Here is an 18976-nt window from a genome sequence, read left to right as displayed (position 1 = left end):
GTTGCGGGTATTGCTGATCAAGACTTCATCGCTGGGCGACGTGATCCACGCGTTGCCGGCGCTGACCGATGCCGCCCGGGCGATCCCCGGGATCAAGTTCGACTGGGTGGTGGAAGAAGGCTTTGCCGAGATCCCGACCTGGCACCCGGCCGTTGGCAAGGTGATTCCGGTGGCGATCCGCCGCTGGCGCAAAAACCTCTGGAAGACCCTCGCCAGTGGCGAGTGGAAACGCTTCAAGCAAAGCGTGCGCGCTCAGAAGTACGACTTGGTGATTGATGCTCAGGGTCTGCTGAAAAGTGCCTGGCTGACCCGTTACGTCAAAGCACCGGTGGCCGGTCTCGACAAAGGTTCGGCGCGAGAGCCGATGGCTTCGCGTTTCTACGACCGCAAACTGGCCGTGGCCCGTGGTCAGCACGCCGTCGAGCGCGTGCGCCAACTGTTCGCCATCGCGCTGGGCTACGACCTGCCTAAAGGCTTGGGCGATTACGGTTTGAACGTCGAACGTCTGGTCGAGTTGCCGCGCAAAAACGCCTTTGTGGTGTTCCTCCACGGCACCACGTGGGACACCAAACACTGGCCGGAAGCCTATTGGCGCGAGCTGACCGAGCGCGTTGGCTATCTCGGCGTTGGCGTCAAACTGCCGTGGGGCAACCCGCAGGAAAAGGCCCGCGCCGAACGCATCGCCGCCGGCTTCAAGCACGCTGAAGTGCTGCCGAAACTCAATCTGGCCGGCGTTGGCAAAGTGCTGGCCGGTGCGCAGGCGTGTGTCGCGGTGGACACCGGCCTTGGCCATTTGGCCGCCGCGCTGGACGTGCCGACCATCTCGCTCTTCGGTCCGACCAACCCGGGCCTGACCGGTGCCTACGGCAAGTTGCAGATTCACCTGGCCAGCGACTTCCCGTGCGCACCGTGCCTGCAAAAGAAGTGTACTTACCAACCGACCGCGCAGGATGCCCGTCAGTTTGACCTGAAGCGTGAACAGCCTTTGTGCTTCACGCGTCTGAACCCCGAGCGTGTCGCCAGCCGACTGAGCACGTTGTTGATGGCTGAGGAGCTGCGCTGATGCAATTGGCATTCGTCCTGTACAAATATTTTCCGTTCGGTGGCTTGCAGCGTGACTTCATGCGCATCGCCCTCGAATGCCAGAAGCGCGGCCATCAGATCCGCGTCTACACGTTGATCTGGGAAGGCGACGTGCCGCCAGGTTTCGAAGTGCTGGTGGCGCCGGTCAAGGCGTTGTTCAATCATCGGCGCAACGAGAAGCTCACGGCGTGGATGGAAGTTGACCTGGCCAAACGTCCGGTGGACCGGTTGATCGGCTTCAACAAGATGCCGGGGCTGGACGTCTATTACGCCGCCGACGGCTGCTTCGAAGACAAGGCGCAGAACCTGCGCCACTCGCTGTACCGCCGCTGGGGCCGCTATCGCCACTTCGCCGAATACGAGCGCGCAGTGTTCGCCAAAGACGCGAAAACCGAAGTGCTGATGATTTCCGAAGTGCAGCAGCCGCTGTTCATCAAGCATTACGACACCCCGCTCGAGCGCTTCCACCTGCTGCCGCCGGGCATTGCCCAGGATCGTCGGCGCCCGGCGGATGCCGATGAGATTCGCGCCGGTTTCCGTGCCGAATTCAACCTCAAGGATGACGAGTTGCTGCTGGTGCAGATCGGTTCCGGGTTCAAGACCAAGGGCGTCGATCGCAGTCTGAAAGCGCTGGCGGCGTTGCCTGCCGAACTGAAGAAACGCACCCGGTTGTTTGTAATCGGGCAGGATGACCCCAAATTGTTCCAGATGCAGAGTGCAACTTTGGGCCTGGGCGACAACGTGACGTTCCTCAAGGGGCGCAGCGATATCCCGCGTTTCCTGCTGGGCGCCGACCTGTTGATCCACCCGGCGTACAACGAAAACACCGGTACGGTGCTGCTCGAAGCGCTGGTGGCCGGTTTGCCGGTGCTGGTCAGCGCGGTTTGCGGTTACGCGCATTACATCGCCGAGGCGGACGCCGGGCTGGTGCTGGACGAACCGTTCGATCAGGCGCAGTTGACCGAGTACCTGAGCCGAATGTTGACTGATGCCTCTGCACGCGCGGCCTGGAGCCGCAATGGTCTGGCCTTCGCCGAGACGGCCGACCTCTACAGCATGCCGCAGCACGCGGCCGATGTGATTCTGGCGGAGCACGCTTAAATGAAGTTGATGCTGGCTGAACCCTTCAAATCCCTCTGGGCCGGGCGCGATCCGTTCGCCGAAGTCGAGGGCTTGCAGGGCGAGGTATACCGCGAGCTGGAAGCTCGGCGCACGCTACGCACGGAAGTCGATGGCAACGGATTTTTCGTCAAGATTCACCGGGGTATTGGCTGGGGCGAAATCTTCAAGAATTTGCTGACCGCCAAGCTGCCGGTGCTTGGCGCGGGTCAGGAGTGGCAAGCCATCCAGCGCTTGCAGGAAGTCGGCGTGCCGACCATGACCGCTGTCGCGTACGGCGAGAAGGGCAGCAACCCGGCCGATCAGCACTCGTTCATCGTCACCGAAGAACTGGCGCCGACCATCAGCCTCGAAGACTACAGCATCGACTGGGTCAAGCAGCCGCCCGAGCCGAAACTCAAGCGCGCGCTGATCGCTGAAGTTGCTCGCATGACCGGCATGATGCACCGCGCCGGGGTCAATCACCGCGACTGCTACATCTGCCATTTCCTGCTGCACACCGACAAACCGGTGACGCCGGACGATTTCAAGCTCTCGGTGATCGACCTGCACCGCGCCCAGACCCGTGCAAAGATCACCCAACGCTGGCGCAACAAGGATCTGGCAGCGCTGTACTTCTCCGCTCTGGACATCGGCCTGACCCGCCGCGACAAGTTGCGTTTTCTCAAGGGCTATTTCCAGCAACCGCTGCGCCGGATCCTGGCGGAAGAAGCGCCGTTGCTGAACTGGCTGGAAGGCAAGGCCAACAAGCTCTACGCGCGCAAACAGCGTTACGGGGATGCGCTCTGATGGCGGGCTGGAATCTTGAGCCGCAGTACGGCGAGCTGGCCAGTGACTTCGGCAGCCTCGAGGCCGTGTTCGCTCTGCAAGGCGAACGCCTGACCCGCGATCCGCTGTCGGAAGTCATTCGCGTACAGCGCAGCGGCGTCAATTATTACGTCAAGCGTTACGTCGGCGCCGGTAAAGGCTTGCGCCGATACCTCGGCAAGCCACGCGTGAAGATGGAGTGGCAGAACCTCAAGCGCTTCGCCAAATGGGGTATTCCTACCGCTGAAGTGGTGGCCTGGGGGCTGGAGCGACGTGGTGCGGCGTACGACCGTGGCGCGCTGATCACCCGCGAACTGCCGAAAACCGAAGACCTCTCGGCCCTGGCCGAGCGCAAGGATCCGAAACTCAAGGATCCTGCCTGGGTCGATGGCGTCAGCCGGCAGCTGGCGGGTTACACCCGGACGATGCATGATCACCGTTTTACCCATAACGATCTGAAATGGCGCAACCTGTTGGTCGATGACCAGGCGCGGATTTTTCTGATTGATTGCCCCAATGGCGAGTTCTGGCGCGGCTTCTGGCTCAAGTACCGGATCACCAAGGATCTGGCTTGTCTCGACAAGCTCGCCAAATACCACCTGTCCAATACCCAACGCCTGCGCTTCTATATGCAATACCGCCAGTGCGATCGGCTCAATGACGCCGACAAGAAACGGATTCGGCACGTGGTGAGATTTTTCGAGGGACGCGAATGACCGATTTTCTGGCCGAAGAGGACCGTGCGTTGCTTGAACGCCATGGCCTCGGCACTTTTGACGCGCTGTGGGCCAAGCAACTGGAGGCCGTCGACGAACCGAACACCGGGCGGGGTGGCTGGAGCAGTGTTTTTCGTCTGGATCTGGAGGGGCGCGGTTATTACCTCAAGCGCCAGAGCAATTACCTGACCCGCACGTTGCATGCGCCTTTCGGCGAGCCCAGTTTTACTCGGGAGTTTCGCAATATCCGACGCTACCAGAAGCTCGGCATCCCGGCGCTGCAAGCGGTGTTTTTCGGTGAGCGCAAAGTGGATGGCGAAGTCCGTGCGGTTCTGATGACCCGCGCACTGGATGGCTGGAGTGACCTGGAATCGCTGCTGCAACGCTGGTCGCAACTCAATGAGGCGCAACACTCGGCGATCCTCCAGGCCTGTGGCCTGCTGGCCCGCCATCTGCATGGCGTGCGTCAGGTGCATGGCTGTTTCTACCCCAAACACATCTTTCTGCAGGCCACCGGGGACGGCTATCAGGCGCAACTCATCGACCTGGAGAAGACCCGTCCGCTGCTGTTCGGCATGCGTGACCGGATCCGGGATCTGGAACCGTTGCAACGCCGTGCGCCGGAGTGGGACGAGGCGCAGTTGCGTGAGTTGCTCGCCGCTTATCTCGATCAGCCGAGCGACAGCCCGTTGCTCGACCGTTGGCTCGAGCGGCTGACCGCTCGTCGCAGTCACAAGGAGACGCGCTGATGCAATTGTCCGCGCTGGCCGCTGTCGGTCGGACCCCGCAACTGCCGCTGACGGTGACGCTGGCCGATGCTGCCGGCACGGCGGATCTGCAGTTGCTGAGCCTGCTGCGAGTGTTGCCGGGACAACGCTATGTCGGCGCCGGTGTGTGGCGCGGGCGTCCGGTGCTGGCCAAATTGTTGGTCGGCAGCAAGGCATCGCGGCATTTTCAGCGCGAGCTCGAAGGGGTGCGCCTGCTGGCCGCACAGGGTATGACCACCCCATTGCTGCTGGCCGATGGCCTGCGCGATGGCGAAGGTGGCTGGCTGCTGTTCGACTACCTTGAAGGCGCCGAAAGTCTCGGCGAGGCCTGGGCGAAAGTCGAGGCGCTGCCGGTTCTGGCTGATGAACAATCGGCAGTCCTGGCCGAAGCGCTGGCTGCCATTGGCCAACTGCACGGCAAAGGCCTCTGGCAGGAAGACTTGCATCTGGACAACCTGCTGCGTCATGGCGGCCAGTTGTACTTGATCGACGGTGCCGGCATTCGTGCAGAAACCGCCGGCGAGCCGTTGTCGCGACAGAAAGTCCTGGAAAATCTCGGCGTGTTTTTCGCCCAGTTGCCCAAGAGCCTTGAGCCGTTTACCGAAGAACTGCTGGTGTATTACCTGCTGAGCAACAGCGAGCACGCGTTGCCGCTGGAAGCCTTGCAGAAGCAGATCGACAAGGTGCGTCGCTGGCGTCTGAAGGATTACCTGATCAAGGTTGGTCGCGAGTGCACGCTGTTCAGTGTCCGGCGTGGGGCTTTTGGCCTGCGGGCGATCCGTCGTGAAGAAGAAGCTGCGATGATCCCGGTGCTTGAGCAGGCCGATGCGTTGCTCAGTCGCGGTCACCTCTATAAAACCGGCGGCGCGGCGAGCGTTGGCGAGGTTAAGGTGGGTGCGCGCACGCTGGTGATCAAGCGCTACAACATCAAGGGATTCGCCCATTGGCTCAAGCGCTTCTGGCGCCCGAGCCGTGCCTGGCATTCGTGGCGCGAAGGCAATCGCCTGGCGTTTCTCGGTATCGCCACGCCGACCCCGCTGGCGGTGCTGGAGAAACGCTTTTTGTGGCTGCGCAGTCGAGCCTATCTGGTGACCGAGTTCCTGTCGGGGCCAGACATCATCGCGCGTTTTGCCCCTTACGTGGACAGTGGCGAGGCGCCCGAGCCGGAGCTGCTGGCGCTCGATCTGTTATTCGCACAATTGATTGCCGAACGCATCAGTCACGGTGATTTCAAAGGTCATAACCTGTTCTGGCAGGACGATCGCTGGGCGCTGATCGACCTGGATTCGATGTGCCAGCATGGATCAGTCAGCAGTTTTGCGCCGGCTTATGCCCGCGACCGGGCGCGCTTCATGCGTAACTGGCCCGAGAGCAGTGCGTTGTATCAGGTGATTGATCAGCGCCTGCCCAAGGATGTATCTGGCGCCGGGTGAAAGTCCGGGAAGCTCTCACTCAGAGGTTTCGGCGATTGAGGACGAGATTTAGCGACATGTCCTACAGTATCTGCAGAAACCATGAACTGGGTACGGTTCAACACCGATGGTAGTTTGCCTGTCCATTTCGGAGGGCGAACCTTGACCATAAAACAGACAATGTCGTTGAGTGTTTTTTCATGGGCTCTAGCCGGTTGTGGGAGTGCCCTGACCGTATTGCAGGACGATGCCGATGCCGCTCGAGATCTGCGCAAGCAAAAAACCTACTGCCAATCCATACCGCGCATTTACAGTGGTCTGGCTTTCGACTTTTGCGTACTGAATGCGCCGCCGGACCCAAGCGGTTTTCTTGTGCCGTTTGTCTTGCTGGATCTGCCCCTTTCGGGCGTGGTCGATACGATATCGCTGCCTTATACGGTTTATCGTCAGGTCACCGATGGCAACCTCGGTATTTATTGGCGCAAGGGTGGTTATTAAGACATTGAGCAGGAATTATCTGATTCATTCGATTCGGGCGCGATTCGTACAGGGTAATTCCCGACATGTTTACGCTATAATCCCGCCCTTTAGCTGTCTCTCGCCCGGTGCGGGGGGCACATCAATTTTTCAGGGCGCCCGGCGCCCGAACGCAGACTTAAGAGGCTAGACCCTGTGGCATTGACGATTCTTGGCCTGTCCGGCGCCCTTAGCCATGACCCATCAGCGGCCTTGTACATTGATGGCAAGCTGGTGGCGGCGGCTGAAGAAGAGCGCTTCGTACGCGATAAGCATGCAAAAAACCGCATGCCCTACGAATCGGCGAAGTTCTGTCTTGAGCAGGCCGGCATCAAGCCGTCCGATGTCGATGTGGTTGCAATTCCGTTCGCCCCGATCAGCCTGTTCGGCAAGGCCCGCTGGCACTATGCCAAGCGTTACTGGTATGCCCCGGATCGCGCCCTCGATGCGATCCTGATGGGCAACCGTCGCTACAAGCGCTATCGCAACAAGATCGTCTGGTGCCTTGAGCAACTGGGTTTTGATCCGAAGAAGATCAAGATCGAGCCGGTCGAGCATCACCTGGCTCACGCCTCCAGCGCCTACCACTGCTCGGGTTTCAAAGAGAAAACCGCGATCCTCGGCATCGACGGCAAGGGCGAGTACGCCACGACCTTCTTCGGCTACGGCGAAAACGGCAAGATCCACAAGATCAAGGAATTCTTTGATCCGGACTCCCTCGGCGGCCTCTATGGCGCGATCACCGAGTTCCTCGGTTTCGAGATGCTCGACGGCGAGTTCAAAGTCATGGGCATGGCGCCATACGGCGACGCCAGCAAATATGACTTCTCGCGTCTGGCCTCGTTCGAGAACGGCGAACTGGTGATCAACACCGACTACGCCAACGTGATCGGCCTGCGTCGCTACAAAGAGAAGGGCAAAGGCTTCTACTTCTCGCCGAAGCTGATCGAGTGGCTGGGTCCGAAGCGCGAAGGCGACATCGCCGACGAGCCTTACATCCACTACGCCGCGAGCATGCAAGCGCTGTTCGAGAAACTGGCGTTGCAGATGATCGACTACTACCTGGGCGACGTCCTCAAGGAAACCGGCAAGCTGGCCTTCGCCGGTGGTTGTGCGCTGAACGTCAAGCTGAACCAGAAAATCATCGCCCGCGATGACATCAAGGAGCTGTTCGTGCAGCCGGCGTCCGGCGATGCCGGCACCGCGGTTGGCGCAGCGGCCTATGTGTCCCACGCCCGTGGCGTACCGGTCGAGAAGATGGAGCACGTCTACCTCGGCCCGTCGTACAGCAACGAAGACGTGATCGCCGCGTGCGCCCGTCACGAGAACAAGCCGACCTGGCGCAAGCTCGACAACATGCCGGAAGAAATCGCCAGGATCATGGTCGATGGCAACCCGGTGGCGTGGTTCCAGGGGCGCATGGAGTTTGGTCCGCGTGCACTGGGTGGCCGTTCGATCATCGGTTGCCCGAGCGTGGCCGGTGTGGCTGACCGCATCAACCACCAGATCAAGTTCCGCGAGCGCTGGAGGCCTTTCTGCCCGTCGATGCTCGACACCGTGGCGCCACAGATGATCAAGATCGATCACCCGGCGCCGTTCATGACCTTCACCTTCGAAGTGGCTGAAGAGTGGAAGACCCGCGTGCCGGAAGTCGTCCACGAAGACGGCACTTCCCGTGCTCAGGTACTCAAGCGCGAATACAACCCGCGCTATTACGACATGATGAAGGCTCTGGAGAACCTGACGGGTAACGGTGTGTCGCTGAACACCTCCCTCAACCGTCGTGGCGAGCCGATGATCTGTTCGCCGACTGACGCGTTGAACATGTTTTTCGGTTCCGACCTGCAATACCTGATCATGGAAGATATTCTGGTCGTAAAAGAGGGTGCGAAAGGATACGGTCTTGACTGAAACACTGATCAGCGTCGTTATTCCGGCTTACAACTATGCGCGAACCCTGCCCCGGGCAGTGGAGTCGGTGTTGGCGCAACTGGATGAAGCGGCGGCGGATCTTTTAGTCATCGACGATGGCTCGACGGACGAGACGCCTGCAGTGGTGGAAGCGCTTCTGCGCGAACACAGTGGGCGTTTTCGTGCGGTGCGCAAAAGCAATGGCGGGTTGTCTTCCGTGCGTAATCGGGGGCTTGAAGAGACGACCGGGCGGTATCTGGTTTTCCTCGACTCCGATGACGAAATGGCGCCCGGTGCGCTCGCGGCACTTTCGCAGCATATTGCCCACAACCCCCAAAGCATGATGGTCATCGGCGCGCACTGGTCGGTATTCGCGGACGGCAGGCGCAGCCTGCAAGGCGCCAAGCCATTGCCGCTGACACCACGTCAATGCCTGCAGGGGTATCTGCTGGACAAGACCATATCAATTTCCAACGGTGCCTGTGCCATGCATCGCGGTGTGTTCGTGCCGGGCACTTATCCTGAGCATCTGCGCAACGTTGAAGATCTGCCGGTGTTTGCCCAGGTGTTGGCGCGTTATCCCTGCACTGTTCTGAATCAGCCTCTGGCACTTATCTACAAGCACGCCGACAGCATGCGCCATGATTTGCGCCAGAGTCTTGCTGCAGGCACGGAGCAGGTTGTCAGTGAAGTGTTCTCGGCCCGGCGTATGCCGGCGCAGATGCACGACCTGCGACAGGCGTTTCTGGCGCAGCGTTGTCTTTCGTTGTTTCGCGACTGCTATTCCCACGGCGAATACAAACTCGCCAGAGCGTTCTACTTTCAGGCGTTGCGTGCGGACTGGCGCACCTTCTCGCGCTGGTCATACACGCGCAAGGCGTTGAGGTTGTTGTTTCGGTAAAACGGTTCGCGATGACGTGCGCGTACCCTGTTCAAGCGTGTCGGTGAGGTGGCTGGGTGAAAGGTACGGGCAGTAAAGTGGGCGCTCAAGTCTCACGGATCATCGACGAATACCCGGTATGGCTGGCATTTTGTGGCAGTGTGCTGTTATCGCTGATTGCGGTCATGGGCACGGCGACAGTCGCGCGTGATGCGGCGCTGTACCTCGATATTGCGCAACAAGTCAGTGAGCATGGCCCCCAGGTGGCCTGGGCAACGTTTGACTGGCCCTGGTTTTCCTTTCTGTTGGCCGGCACCCATCTCGTCCTGCATTTGCCTCTGGAGCTGAGCGCCTACCTTTGGTGCGGTGTATTTTTTGCCGGCACCAGCGCCTTGATGGTGGATTGCGTTCGTCAGCGTTCTGCGCATGCCACTCGCTGGGCTTGCCTGGTGGTGCTGGCGATGCCGGCAGTCAACAGCTTTCGAAACGACATCATCCGCGAATGCGGTTTCTGGTTTTTCTGCACGCTGGCCCTTTGGCTCGCTTTGCGTTGGCAAGATCGGGGTGGCTGGTTGCGTGCCGCACTGATCCATCTGGCGGTGGTCGCGGCGGCCCTGTTCAGGCTTGAGGCGCTGTTGCTGATACCCGCATTGGCGCTGTGGCAGTTACCCAATCTCTGGTCTTCGACCCGGCGCATGCGCTTCGTGCAGTTCTCGGTGTTGCCGGTTATCGGCATGGTGCTGGTGCTGGTGTCGGGCGTGCTGATGTCCGCACGGGTGATGCTCTATCTGGACATGATCGCGCCCCACAGCGTGTTGGCTTCGTTTCAGATGCTCTGCGATCAGTTCGCCAATTCGATGATCACCAAATACTCCCAGGATGAAGCCGGGCGGATCATTTTTTTCGGCATCCTGGCGACCATGACCATCACGTTCGTGAAGTTGATGGGGCCATTTGCCGTGCCGTTCATCCTGCGCCGTAATTGGGGTGTTCTGGGTGACTACTGGCGTGACTATCAGCCTTTTGCCTGGACGGCCTTGCTCTATCTGGTCGTGCTGGTGCTGTTTTTCCTCAAGCTGCAGTTCATGAATACGCGCTACATGAGTTTTCTGAACCTGCTGTTTGTACCCGTGCTGGCGATGGGGCTGGCGGCGTTCGTTCGCGAGTTTCCCCGTTGGAGCAAGTGGCTGGTCGCCGTGGCGTTGCTGGTGATGTTGTCGAACGTCATTTCCACCGGGGCCGGCAAGACGCATTACATCGAGGCGGGTCGCTGGATGGCCGCCCATGTCGAACGTGACGCGCCGACGTACTTCGAGGACGGCCGGATCAGTTATTACGCCGGTCGCGGCTATGCGCTGCCGGTTCTGACCCGTGAGGAAGCGATGTCGGCTGTTCATGCCGGCGACTACCGGTATTTTCTGATTGACGCGAAGGGCGATGAGCCGTGGCTGAAGGAATGGCTGGTCGCCCACAAATTGCGCGTCATCGAACATTTCGCCAATCGCAAGGGTGCAACGGTGTTGGTGATCGGGCCTTAGAGGCTCAGGCGAGCAGTGGACGCAGGCGCGAGATCAGTGGCGCCTGCCGGTTGCTCGGCAAGGCCTGGCGGTAGCCTTCGATAAAGGTGTCGCCGGCGTCCTCGCCGAGTAACCACTGGCGGTCTTCCTTATAGCGCAGCAGGTGGGCGAAGTTGCGTAGGCGTTTGCTGTCGCTCAGTGCGCGTTTCTGGCAGCGCAGGTCGGCGATATCGATCAGGCCCAATTGGTTATCGGGCGTGAGCACCACGTTGCCGAAGTGCAATGATCGAAAATACACCCCTCTCTCGTGCAGTTGCGCGAAATAGCCACCCAGCTTGAACCTCAGTGCGTCAGCCTCCTCGCGGGTGCCTTGCAACTGGCGCACGGTGTTGCCGGCCAGCGGGCTGTAATACACGCCGTCGCGTTCGATGCTTGGGATGCGATAGACCGCAATGACGGTGGGGCAGAGGATGCCGCGCTGTTCAAGTGCGCGGGTATTGTCGGCAAAACGCTGGGCATAGGGATAGAACAGCGCCGAACTGAGCAGTCGCTTGCGCCGGAACAGCTTGAGCATGCGTCCATCGGCCAATCTGAGCACCTTGTCGCCGGAACCGTCGGCTTCCAGTACGTGTGCACCTTTGCGCAGTGCCTCGTAAGTGCTGTGATCAATCGATTGCATATCAGGCTCCCCATCATTAGCGGGGTATCTTAACCGAGTTGCCCAAGGGCTGGCTCGCAGTCATGTTTATCGAGGGAAAAAGGCCTGTGATATCATCGGCGCCTCACTGAATTGTGCGGATCACCATGAGCAGTCCTGAACCGAAAGCCCAGTCAACGCTGGCGATCTATTTCCGCCTTTTGGCTTACGTGCGGCCTTACGCCGGTCTCTTCCTTCTCAGCATCGTCGGGTTTCTGATCTTCGCATCGACCCAACCGATGCTCGCTTACATCCTCAAGTACTTTGTCGACGGCCTGGCCAATCCTGAAGCCAGCCTGTTTCCGGGCAACCCTTACCTGGGCAAGTTGCAGTTGCTCGAAACCGTGCCATTGATGATCGTGTTCATTGCCCTGTTGCAGGGCGTGGGCTCGTACCTGGGCAACTTCTTCCTGGCCCGGGTCTCCCTGGGCCTGGTCCATGACCTGCGGGTGGTGCTGTTCAACAAGTTGCTGGAACTGCCCAACCGGTTCTTCGACAAGAACAACTCCGGCCATCTGATTTCCCGCATCACCTTCAACGTCACCATGGTGACGGGTGCGGCGACCGATGCGATCAAGGTGGTCATCCGTGAAGGCATGACCGTTATTTTCCTGTTCTGCACTCTGTTGTGGATGAACTGGAAGCTGACTCTGGTGATGGTGGCTATCCTGCCGGTGATCGGCATCATGGTGAATAGCACCAGCCGTAAATTTCGCAAGCAGAGCAAAAAGATCCAGGTTTCGATGGGCAACGTGACGCACGTTGCGTCCGAGACGATTCACGGTTATCGCGTCGTGCGCAGTTTCGGCGGCGAAGTCTATGAAAAGACCCGGTTTCGCGATGCCAGCCAAAGCAATACCGACAAGCAACTGACGATGACCAAGACCGGCGCGGTGTATACGCCAATGCTGCAGCTGGTGACCTACAGCGCCATGGCCGTGGTCATGTTCCTTGTGCTTTACCTTCGCGGCGATGCATCGCCGGGCGATCTGGTGGCTTACATCACCATGGCCGGTCTGTTGCCAAAGCCTATTCGTCAGCTCTCCGAAGTCAGCTCGACCATCCAGAAAGGCGTGGCCGGTGCCGAAAGTATTTTCGAGCAGCTGGATGAGCCGGCAGAAGTGGATCAGGGCACGGTCGAGCGCGATCGCCTTGAGGGTCGCCTGGAAGTGCGCAATCTCAGCTTCCAGTACCCGGACACAGACAAGCAGGTGCTCAACGACATCAGTTTTGTCGTGGAGCCTGGGCAGATGGTTGCACTGGTGGGTCGATCAGGCAGCGGCAAATCGACCCTGGCCGGGCTGATTCCGCGTTTTTATCAGCATGAACACGGGCAGATCCTGCTCGATGGCGTAGAAGTGCAGGACTTCACCTTGCGCAGCCTGCGTCGGCAGATCGCGCTGGTGACCCAGGCGGTCACGCTGTTCAACGATACGGTGACCAACAACATCGCTTACGGCGATCTGGCCGGAGCACCGTTCGACGATGTCAAACGCGCGGCCTCCGAGGCATACGCCGACGAGTTCATCGCCAAGATGCCGCAAGGTTACGAAACCATGGTCGGCGAGAACGGCGTGCTGCTTTCCGGTGGCCAGCGTCAGCGCATTGCCATTGCCCGAGCGCTGCTCAAGGATGCGCCGTTGCTGATTCTCGATGAGGCCACCTCGGCCCTCGACACCGAGTCGGAGCGGCATATTCAGGCCGCGCTGGATCATGTGGTGCAGAACCGCACGACGCTGGTGATCGCGCACCGTTTGAGCACCATCGAGAAAGCCGACCTGATTCTGGTCATGGATGAAGGCCGGATCGTCGAACGCGGCACTCACGCGCAATTGCTGGAGCAGAACGGTTACTACTCGCGCCTGCACGCCAAAGAGTTCGAAGAGGGTGACGAGCCACAACCGGCCCACGCGACCGACGTATGCTGACGGTGTTTCGCAGCTTTCGTGAACGTGGCTGGACGCAAATCGATCGGGATGCCTACGCCCGCGCCTGGCAGCGTTTCGGCGGCAGCGTTGCGACGCATCCCGAGGTCGTCGAGCGGTTGTCGACGTTCGTTGGCATCGAGTTGCGTTACCTGGGCTGGATTGTCGACGGTGACGTGGTCGCTGCCATTCCCTGCTGGGGCCGCCATGTCGCGCTGTCCAAGGAAGTGCTCAAGCGCGAGGGCAAGCGTGGTTTGCTGGATATGGGCAATGCGGAAATCATCCTGCCCATCGCGCCGGACGTTGTCGTGCCGGTGCGCCAGCGCATGGCCTATGTTTCCCAACTGAATGCCGGGCAGATCAGCACCCTGAAGGTCCAGCCCGAAGGGTTGGCCCTGGCCCGGTTGCCGGAAGAGTATTCGAAGAAATTCCGTTACAACCAGCGTCGCGAACAGCGCCTGCTGGAAGAGGCGGGCGGGTCGCTGGTTCCGATGTCCGACTTCACGCCGCAGGAACAGGCTGCGGCGTATGGCGATCTGTTTCAGCGCCGCTGGGGCTTCGAAGTGCCGGGCAAGGCCGGGCTGGCGGAAGTCTTTACCCTGCTGCGTGAATTCATGACCGGTTCTGTGGCGATGCTCGATTCGGCGCCGGTAGCCATTCAGGTGCTCTACCGCGTCGAAGCGCCGCAATGGGTGTCGCTGGAATACATCAACGGCGGCGTCGACCCGCAGAGTCGCGAGTTCAGCCCCGGCAGCGTACTGAGTTTCGTCAATACCCAGCAGGTCTGGGCGGATGCGCAGGCGCTGGGCAAACCATTGCGTTATTCATTCGGTCGTGCCGACCGTGAGTACAAGGATCGCTGGTGCCATACGGTGCCGGTCTACAAGGTCTGAATTCATGAGCGCTCGCAAGCAACAGCTTCTCAAGGCCCATCGACGCAGCAAGCGTCTGTTTCTCGTGGTCTTTCTGCTGGCGTTGCTGCTGATCGGCTTCCTGGCCGGCTGGTGGCTGGTACCGGTGCTGCTCGTGCTGGCCTGGGTGGCCCACGAGGCCTGGTTCGCCGATCACTTGTTCTACCGGCCCTCAGACGACTATCACTATGACTTTCCTGCGCACGCGGCCCGTCAGTCGGTCAGCGTGGAGGGCGGCACGGTACGCCTGAGCGAGCCGTTGGCAGCGGGTGAGACGCTTGTTCTCGAGCTGCACGTAAAGGCTCATTGGCTGGGCCGCTGGCTCGACCCCTGCGTTGAGATCGGCGATGACTGTCAGGCGTTCGAACGAGGCGTCAACGGGCGGCGATTCCTTAATCTGTCCGGGCAGGCCACTGCGCTGACCCAGGGCACGCTCGTACTGCGCGGACGCTATTGCGCGGTGGCTGCCACAGGCACCCTGTGGGTGATGACCAATCCTGACTATGCCCGCCAGCGGGTGATGGTCCTGGCCCCTCATGCCGATGATGCCGAGCTGGCCGCATTCGGCCTCTACAGCCGCTGCGAAGACGTCAGCATCGTCACCCTGACTCAGGGCGAAATCGAGGCTGAGAACTTCCAGCGTCTGGGGCTGGATCAGGCCCAGGCTGCGCGGTTGAAGGGGCGCTTGCGCAGTTGGGACAGCCTGACGATCCCGCTGTGGGGCGGCGTGCCTGCCGGGCGTTGCGTGCAGTTGGGCTATTACTGCCTGCAATTGCCGCAGATGGCCAAGGAGCCGACGAAGGCGTTCGGTTCCCGGGAGTCGCAGGACAGCGACGTGCGCAGCGTCCGTCGACACAATCCACTGTGCCTGCCAGCCGACGTCGATGGTCAGCCGACCTGGCGCAACCTGGTCGCTGACCTGGTGGCGCTGCTCGAGCATTACCGCCCTGAAGTGCTTGTGACGCCGCATCCCGAGCTGGATCCGCACAGCGATCACGTGGCATCGACCCAGGCGCTGCTTGAGGCGGTTGGCCTGAGCCAGTGGAAACCGACGACCCTGCTGATGTACGCCAACCACCTGCACGACAACGACCGCTGGCCAATGGGCCCGGCCGGCGCGGGGATTGCCTTGCCGCCGGCGATCGAGCCGCTGCCGGCCGATCGCTTGTGGAGTCCGCTGGTGCCTGCGGATGTACAACTGGACAAGGCCATGGCGCTGGCCATGGAGCACGACCTGCAGGGCGGGCAAGTGTTCAAGCGGCAGTTGCGCCGCTGGATCCAGCAGGGACTGGCGGGGCGGCGCTGGCCTGTCACGGGCAGTAACGAATTTTTCCGCAAGGCCGTCCGGCGCCACGAATTGTTCTGGGTGCGCGACCTTTCAGATTGAGGCGGACGGCGCTTTCCCCTGTGTTAATATCGCGCCCCTGTTCATTTTGTATGTGGGTTGCTCCATGAAGTTGTCCATGCCGCGTTTCGATCAAGCCCCGGTCTTGGTAGTCGGCGATGTCATGCTCGACCGTTACTGGCATGGCGGAACCTCACGGATTTCCCCTGAGGCGCCGGTGCCGGTGGTCAAGGTCGAGCAGATCGAAGATCGTCCGGGCGGTGCCGCGAACGTTGCCTTGAACATTGCCGCGCTGGGTGCGCCGGCGTCCCTGGTCGGTGTGACCGGTGACGACGAAGCCGCCGACAGCCTGAGCAACAGTCTCAAGGGAGCGGGCGTACGCGCCCTGTTTCAGCGCATTGCGCATCAGCCAACCATCGTCAAGCTGCGGGTCATGAGCCGGCACCAGCAATTGCTGCGTATCGACTTCGAAGAACCGTTCGCCACCGACGCCCTGGCGCTCGGCACACAGGTCGACGACCTGCTCGAAGGCATCAAGGTGCTGGTCCTTTCCGACTACGGCAAAGGTGCGCTGAAAAACCATCAGGCCCTGATCCAGGCGGCCCGGGCGAAAAACATACCAGTGCTGGCCGACCCGAAGGGCAAGGACTTCACCATCTACCGCGGGGCCAGCCTGCTCACGCCAAACCTCAGCGAGTTCGAGACCATCGTCGGCGGTTGTGCCGATGAGCACGAACTGGTGAGCAAGGGCGCGGCGCTGATGCACGACCTCGAGCTCGGTGCGCTGCTGGTGACCCGTGGCGAACACGGCATGACCCTGCTGCGTCCGGATCACCCGGCCTTGCACCTGCCGGCCCGTGCCCGCGAAGTGTTCGATGTCACCGGTGCCGGTGACACGGTCATTTCTACCCTGGCCGCCGCAATCGCCGCCGGTGAAGAGTTGCCCCACGCCGTCGCGCTGGCCAATCTGGCCGCCGGCATTGTGGTGGGCAAACTCGGTACGGCTGCCATCAGTGCGCCGGAACTGCGTCGCGCCATTCAGCGTGAAGAAGGCTCCGAGCGCGGTGTTCTGGGTCTCGAGCAATTGGTGCTGGCCGTGGCCGACGCCCGGGCGCATAACGAACGGATTGTCTTCACCAACGGCTGTTTCGACATCCTGCATGCCGGGCATGTGACCTATCTGGAACAGGCGCGAGCCCAGGGCGATCGACTGATTGTCGCGGTCAACGACGACGCTTCGGTCAGCCGCCTGAAAGGGCCGGGCCGCCCGATCAACAGTGTCGACCGGCGCATGGCCGTACTGGCAGGCCTCGGGGCAGTGGACTGGGTGATCAGTTTCCCCGAAGGCACTCCGGAAAACCTGCTGCGTGAAGTCAAGCCGGATGTGCTGGTCAAGGGTGGCGACTACGGGATTGATCAGGTAGTCGGTGCTGATATCGTGACCGCGTATGGTGGCACGGTGAAAGTGCTTGGACTGGTGGAAAACAGCTCGACAACTGCGATTGTCGAGAAGATTCGCAGTCGTTGATCCCGATGAATTCTTACCGATGTGTACGGCGTGTGAACGGATTTTGCCTTGGGGATCTCATCGTTTCCGTTGATGCAGGCTGCCATGAATCCGATGCGCTTGCCTGCCTACGCCGCGTGGTCAATTAATTTATGAAAGTCATGCTCCTGGTGATGGACGAACAGCGGGTCATTCTCGACCGGCTCTACGACATCGTGCAGCAGAACTGTGATGAGTGTTTGATCTATCGTTTGAGCAAGCAGCAGCAGTTGAATCTGGGCTCGTTTCTGGCTTCGGTGGATTACCAGACCTTCGACCGCGTGGTGATTTTCTCCCGGGTCAAGCGTCTGGCCACGCAACTGCAGGTGCTCAAATGCATCCCCGGGCTGATCTTCCTCGAGCACGACGCCTATCAGAACTACATGCCGGCGAGTAAGTATCGCGGCGTGTATTCGCGTCTTTATCGCCGTTTGCCAAGTTGCCGGGCGCTGGTGTCCGGTGCCGTCGTTGCCCGCAAGATGCTGGCCGAAGGCATCGACACGGTGTTCGTTTCCAAAGGTTATGACGAGCAGATGCTGCGCAACACCGGTGCGGTGCGCGACATTCCGCTCGGTTTTCTCGGCAGCCTGAAAAGCACCGAGTACGCCCAGCGCAAGGCACTGCTGGAGTCGCTCTCCAAGCGCACCGGCATGCTGGTCACCCGCACCCAGTCGGGCGCGGAATACCTGGAGACGCTCAACCGCATCAAGATCTTCGTCAGCGCCGACATCGGCATGAACGAGTTCATGATCAAGAACTTCGAAGCCATGGCCTGTGGGTGCGTGTTGCTGGCGTGGAGTCAGGGCGAAGAGGATCAGTTGCTGGGCTTCGAGGACATGCACAACACGGTGTTCTATCGCAGCGAAGACGAGGCGGTGGAGAAGATCAAACTGCTGCAGGACAACCCCGAGCTGGCCGAAGGTATTGCCCGCAATGGCCAGGCGTTTGCCGAAAGTCGCTATTCCTTCGCCCGAGTCGGACAGGCCCTCGCCACCGAAATCCAGCGCGAAATGCGCCCATGGCAGCCGCCTTCGGCGTTCACCCGGTTCTGGGTGAAGTTGCGCTACGGCATGAAGGTGCCGGTCTGAATGATGGATGAGCACATGGCGCTGGATGCGCTGCCAGGTGGTGACCAATCGGTTCTGCAAGCCTTGCCCGAAGCGCTGCGCACGTGCCTGAGCCGTGCGGCGCGGGTGGTACTGATCGCCAACAACCCGGCCATCACCGCGGCGGATTTTCAGGCGCTGGGCATCGGCGCCGATGACATCGTCGTCAGCTTCAATACCTGCATCAAGGCACCGCTGCTCAACGCGCAAAGCGTGAATGTCTTCGTGCATGGCTACAACGCGCCGGACGCCTACTTTTTTGGTCTGCCTTACGGTCCCGACGTGCAGCGGCTGATCGAGCGGGCGGGCGAACGCTGTTTCACCATGCTCGTCGGCTGCGCTGCACCGATGTGCCCGTTGCCACAGGTGGCCATGTATTGGGACCGCATCCCGTTGCCGCCGCTGTGGAATTACCCGGTCGACCGGCCAGGGGGCAAGCGCTACGTCGGGCCCTCCACCGGCTTCAATACGCTGGTGCTGTTTGACTGGTTGCGCGGTCACGCCGGTTACACCTATCAGCTCCTGACCCTGGGGTTTTCCAACGAGGCGGGAAAATTGTGGGGCGGTCACGCCTGGGATTACGAGCGCGACTGGCTGCAGAAATCGGACATCATCGTGGTGCCACTGCAACCCCGCCGCTGGTGGCAAAAGCTGTTTCGCCAGCGCTAAGCGGTGCCGCATTGCCGGCAGGCCCGAACTACTTTCAAAAGGTGCTGTT

Annotated in this window: 17 protein-coding genes; 16 read left to right on the top strand and 1 reads right to left on the bottom strand. The window is 60.6% G+C overall.

Features of this window, described 5'->3' with window-relative positions; genetic code table 11:
- Position 1: 1 nt before the first annotated feature.
- The 10 genes from waaC to K5Y35_RS05050 all read left to right on the top strand — a co-directional run bounded on the left by waaC (position 2) and on the right by K5Y35_RS05050 (position 10749).
- Positions 2–1063, top strand: a complete 1062-nt coding sequence (waaC, locus tag K5Y35_RS05095) for a lipopolysaccharide heptosyltransferase I (RefSeq protein ID WP_123470809.1) — start codon at positions 2–4, stop codon at positions 1061–1063.
- On the top strand, positions 1063–2184 hold the full coding sequence (locus K5Y35_RS05090; protein WP_222833809.1) for a glycosyltransferase family 4 protein: 1122 nt from the start codon (positions 1063–1065) through the stop codon (positions 2182–2184). The genes waaC and K5Y35_RS05090 overlap by 1 nt, the downstream gene beginning before the upstream one ends.
- Positions 2185–2991 carry a lipopolysaccharide core heptose(I) kinase RfaP gene (gene rfaP / locus K5Y35_RS05085; protein WP_186746179.1) on the top strand — a complete coding sequence of 269 codons (807 nt, stop codon included), beginning with the start codon at positions 2185–2187 and terminating at the stop codon, positions 2989–2991. It abuts the gene before it with no gap.
- The gene (locus K5Y35_RS05080; protein WP_123470815.1) at positions 2991–3725 is read left to right on the top strand and encodes a lipopolysaccharide kinase InaA family protein; all 735 of its coding nucleotides are present in this window, start codon (positions 2991–2993) and stop codon (positions 3723–3725) included. Before rfaP ends, K5Y35_RS05080 begins: the two co-directional genes overlap by 1 nt.
- Positions 3722–4474: a lipopolysaccharide kinase InaA family protein gene (locus K5Y35_RS05075; protein ID WP_222833808.1), complete on the top strand. Its 753-nt coding sequence runs from the start codon at positions 3722–3724 to the stop codon at positions 4472–4474. Before K5Y35_RS05080 ends, K5Y35_RS05075 begins: the two co-directional genes overlap by 4 nt.
- On the top strand, positions 4474–5925 hold the full coding sequence (locus tag K5Y35_RS05070) for a lipopolysaccharide kinase InaA family protein (protein WP_123470818.1): 1452 nt from the start codon (positions 4474–4476) through the stop codon (positions 5923–5925). Before K5Y35_RS05075 ends, K5Y35_RS05070 begins: the two co-directional genes overlap by 1 nt.
- Positions 5926–6066: 141 nt before the next feature.
- Positions 6067–6402 carry a YceK/YidQ family lipoprotein gene (locus K5Y35_RS05065; RefSeq protein WP_123470820.1) on the top strand — a complete coding sequence of 112 codons (336 nt, stop codon included), beginning with the start codon at positions 6067–6069 and terminating at the stop codon, positions 6400–6402.
- 174 nt (positions 6403–6576) lie between these two features.
- Complete coding sequence (locus K5Y35_RS05060) at positions 6577–8331, top strand: carbamoyltransferase (RefSeq protein ID WP_123470822.1); 1755 nt, start codon at positions 6577–6579, stop codon at positions 8329–8331.
- The gene (locus K5Y35_RS05055; protein WP_123470823.1) at positions 8324–9232 is read left to right on the top strand and encodes a glycosyltransferase family 2 protein; all 909 of its coding nucleotides are present in this window, start codon (positions 8324–8326) and stop codon (positions 9230–9232) included. Before K5Y35_RS05060 ends, K5Y35_RS05055 begins: the two co-directional genes overlap by 8 nt.
- A 77-nt stretch (positions 9233–9309) precedes the next feature.
- Positions 9310–10749 carry a hypothetical protein gene (locus K5Y35_RS05050; RefSeq protein WP_261991240.1) on the top strand — a complete coding sequence of 480 codons (1440 nt, stop codon included), beginning with the start codon at positions 9310–9312 and terminating at the stop codon, positions 10747–10749.
- Between the two features lie 4 nt (positions 10750–10753).
- Here the strand turns inward: K5Y35_RS05050 and K5Y35_RS05045 are convergent, their stop codons facing one another.
- The gene (locus K5Y35_RS05045; protein WP_123470826.1) at positions 10754–11407 is read right to left on the bottom strand and encodes a toluene tolerance protein; all 654 of its coding nucleotides are present in this window, start codon (positions 11405–11407) and stop codon (positions 10754–10756) included.
- Positions 11408–11532: 125 nt separating this feature from the next.
- Between K5Y35_RS05045 and msbA the strand changes: the two genes are divergently transcribed.
- The 6 genes from msbA to K5Y35_RS05015 all read left to right on the top strand — a co-directional run bounded on the left by msbA (position 11533) and on the right by K5Y35_RS05015 (position 18927).
- Entirely contained in the window at positions 11533–13353 is a 1821-nt protein-coding gene (msbA, locus tag K5Y35_RS05040; protein ID WP_123470828.1) for a lipid A export permease/ATP-binding protein MsbA, read from the top strand.
- Entirely contained in the window at positions 13347–14243 is an 897-nt protein-coding gene (locus K5Y35_RS05035; protein ID WP_222833806.1) for a GNAT family N-acetyltransferase, read from the top strand. Before msbA ends, K5Y35_RS05035 begins: the two co-directional genes overlap by 7 nt.
- 4 nt (positions 14244–14247) lie before the next feature.
- Positions 14248–15648: a PIG-L deacetylase family protein gene (locus tag K5Y35_RS05030; protein ID WP_222833805.1), complete on the top strand. Its 1401-nt coding sequence runs from the start codon at positions 14248–14250 to the stop codon at positions 15646–15648.
- A gap of 64 nt (positions 15649–15712) precedes the next feature.
- On the top strand, positions 15713–17134 hold the full coding sequence (gene hldE / locus K5Y35_RS05025) for a bifunctional D-glycero-beta-D-manno-heptose-7-phosphate kinase/D-glycero-beta-D-manno-heptose 1-phosphate adenylyltransferase HldE (RefSeq protein WP_123471167.1): 1422 nt from the start codon (positions 15713–15715) through the stop codon (positions 17132–17134).
- A 131-nt stretch (positions 17135–17265) separates the two neighbouring features.
- Positions 17266–18240 carry a glycosyltransferase gene (locus K5Y35_RS05020; RefSeq protein ID WP_123470833.1) on the top strand — a complete coding sequence of 325 codons (975 nt, stop codon included), beginning with the start codon at positions 17266–17268 and terminating at the stop codon, positions 18238–18240.
- Positions 18241–18927 carry a hypothetical protein gene (locus K5Y35_RS05015; protein ID WP_222833804.1) on the top strand — a complete coding sequence of 229 codons (687 nt, stop codon included), beginning with the start codon at positions 18241–18243 and terminating at the stop codon, positions 18925–18927.
- Positions 18928–18976 lie beyond the last annotated feature (49 nt).

The organism is Pseudomonas sp. SC3(2021) (assembly GCF_019856535.1).
In the GTDB taxonomy this organism is placed as follows: Bacteria; Pseudomonadota; Gammaproteobacteria; order Pseudomonadales; family Pseudomonadaceae; genus Aquipseudomonas; species Aquipseudomonas monsensis.
This window is presented reverse-complemented; position numbering and strand designations above follow the sequence as displayed.

What these genes read in the sequence shown, in the direction of transcription:
- K5Y35_RS05090 (WP_222833809.1), top strand. Translation starts at nt 1,063, where the DNA reads ATGCAATTGGCATTCGTCCTGTACAAATATTTTCCGTTCGGTGGCTTG.
- rfaP (WP_186746179.1), top strand. Translation starts at nt 2,185, where the DNA reads ATGAAGTTGATGCTGGCTGAACCCTTCAAATCCCTCTGGGCCGGGCGC.
- K5Y35_RS05080 (WP_123470815.1), top strand. Translation starts at nt 2,991, where the DNA reads ATGGCGGGCTGGAATCTTGAGCCGCAGTACGGCGAGCTGGCCAGTGAC.
- K5Y35_RS05075 (WP_222833808.1), top strand. Translation starts at nt 3,722, where the DNA reads ATGACCGATTTTCTGGCCGAAGAGGACCGTGCGTTGCTTGAACGCCAT.
- K5Y35_RS05070 (WP_123470818.1), top strand. Translation starts at nt 4,474, where the DNA reads ATGCAATTGTCCGCGCTGGCCGCTGTCGGTCGGACCCCGCAACTGCCG.
- K5Y35_RS05045 (WP_123470826.1), bottom strand. Translation starts at nt 11,407, where the DNA reads ATGCAATCGATTGATCACAGCACTTACGAGGCACTGCGCAAAGGTGCA.
- msbA (WP_123470828.1), top strand. Translation starts at nt 11,533, where the DNA reads ATGAGCAGTCCTGAACCGAAAGCCCAGTCAACGCTGGCGATCTATTTC.
- K5Y35_RS05035 (WP_222833806.1), top strand. Translation starts at nt 13,347, where the DNA reads ATGCTGACGGTGTTTCGCAGCTTTCGTGAACGTGGCTGGACGCAAATC.
- K5Y35_RS05030 (WP_222833805.1), top strand. Translation starts at nt 14,248, where the DNA reads ATGAGCGCTCGCAAGCAACAGCTTCTCAAGGCCCATCGACGCAGCAAG.
- hldE (WP_123471167.1), top strand. Translation starts at nt 15,713, where the DNA reads ATGAAGTTGTCCATGCCGCGTTTCGATCAAGCCCCGGTCTTGGTAGTC.
- K5Y35_RS05020 (WP_123470833.1), top strand. Translation starts at nt 17,266, where the DNA reads ATGAAAGTCATGCTCCTGGTGATGGACGAACAGCGGGTCATTCTCGAC.
- K5Y35_RS05015 (WP_222833804.1), top strand. Translation starts at nt 18,241, where the DNA reads ATGATGGATGAGCACATGGCGCTGGATGCGCTGCCAGGTGGTGACCAA.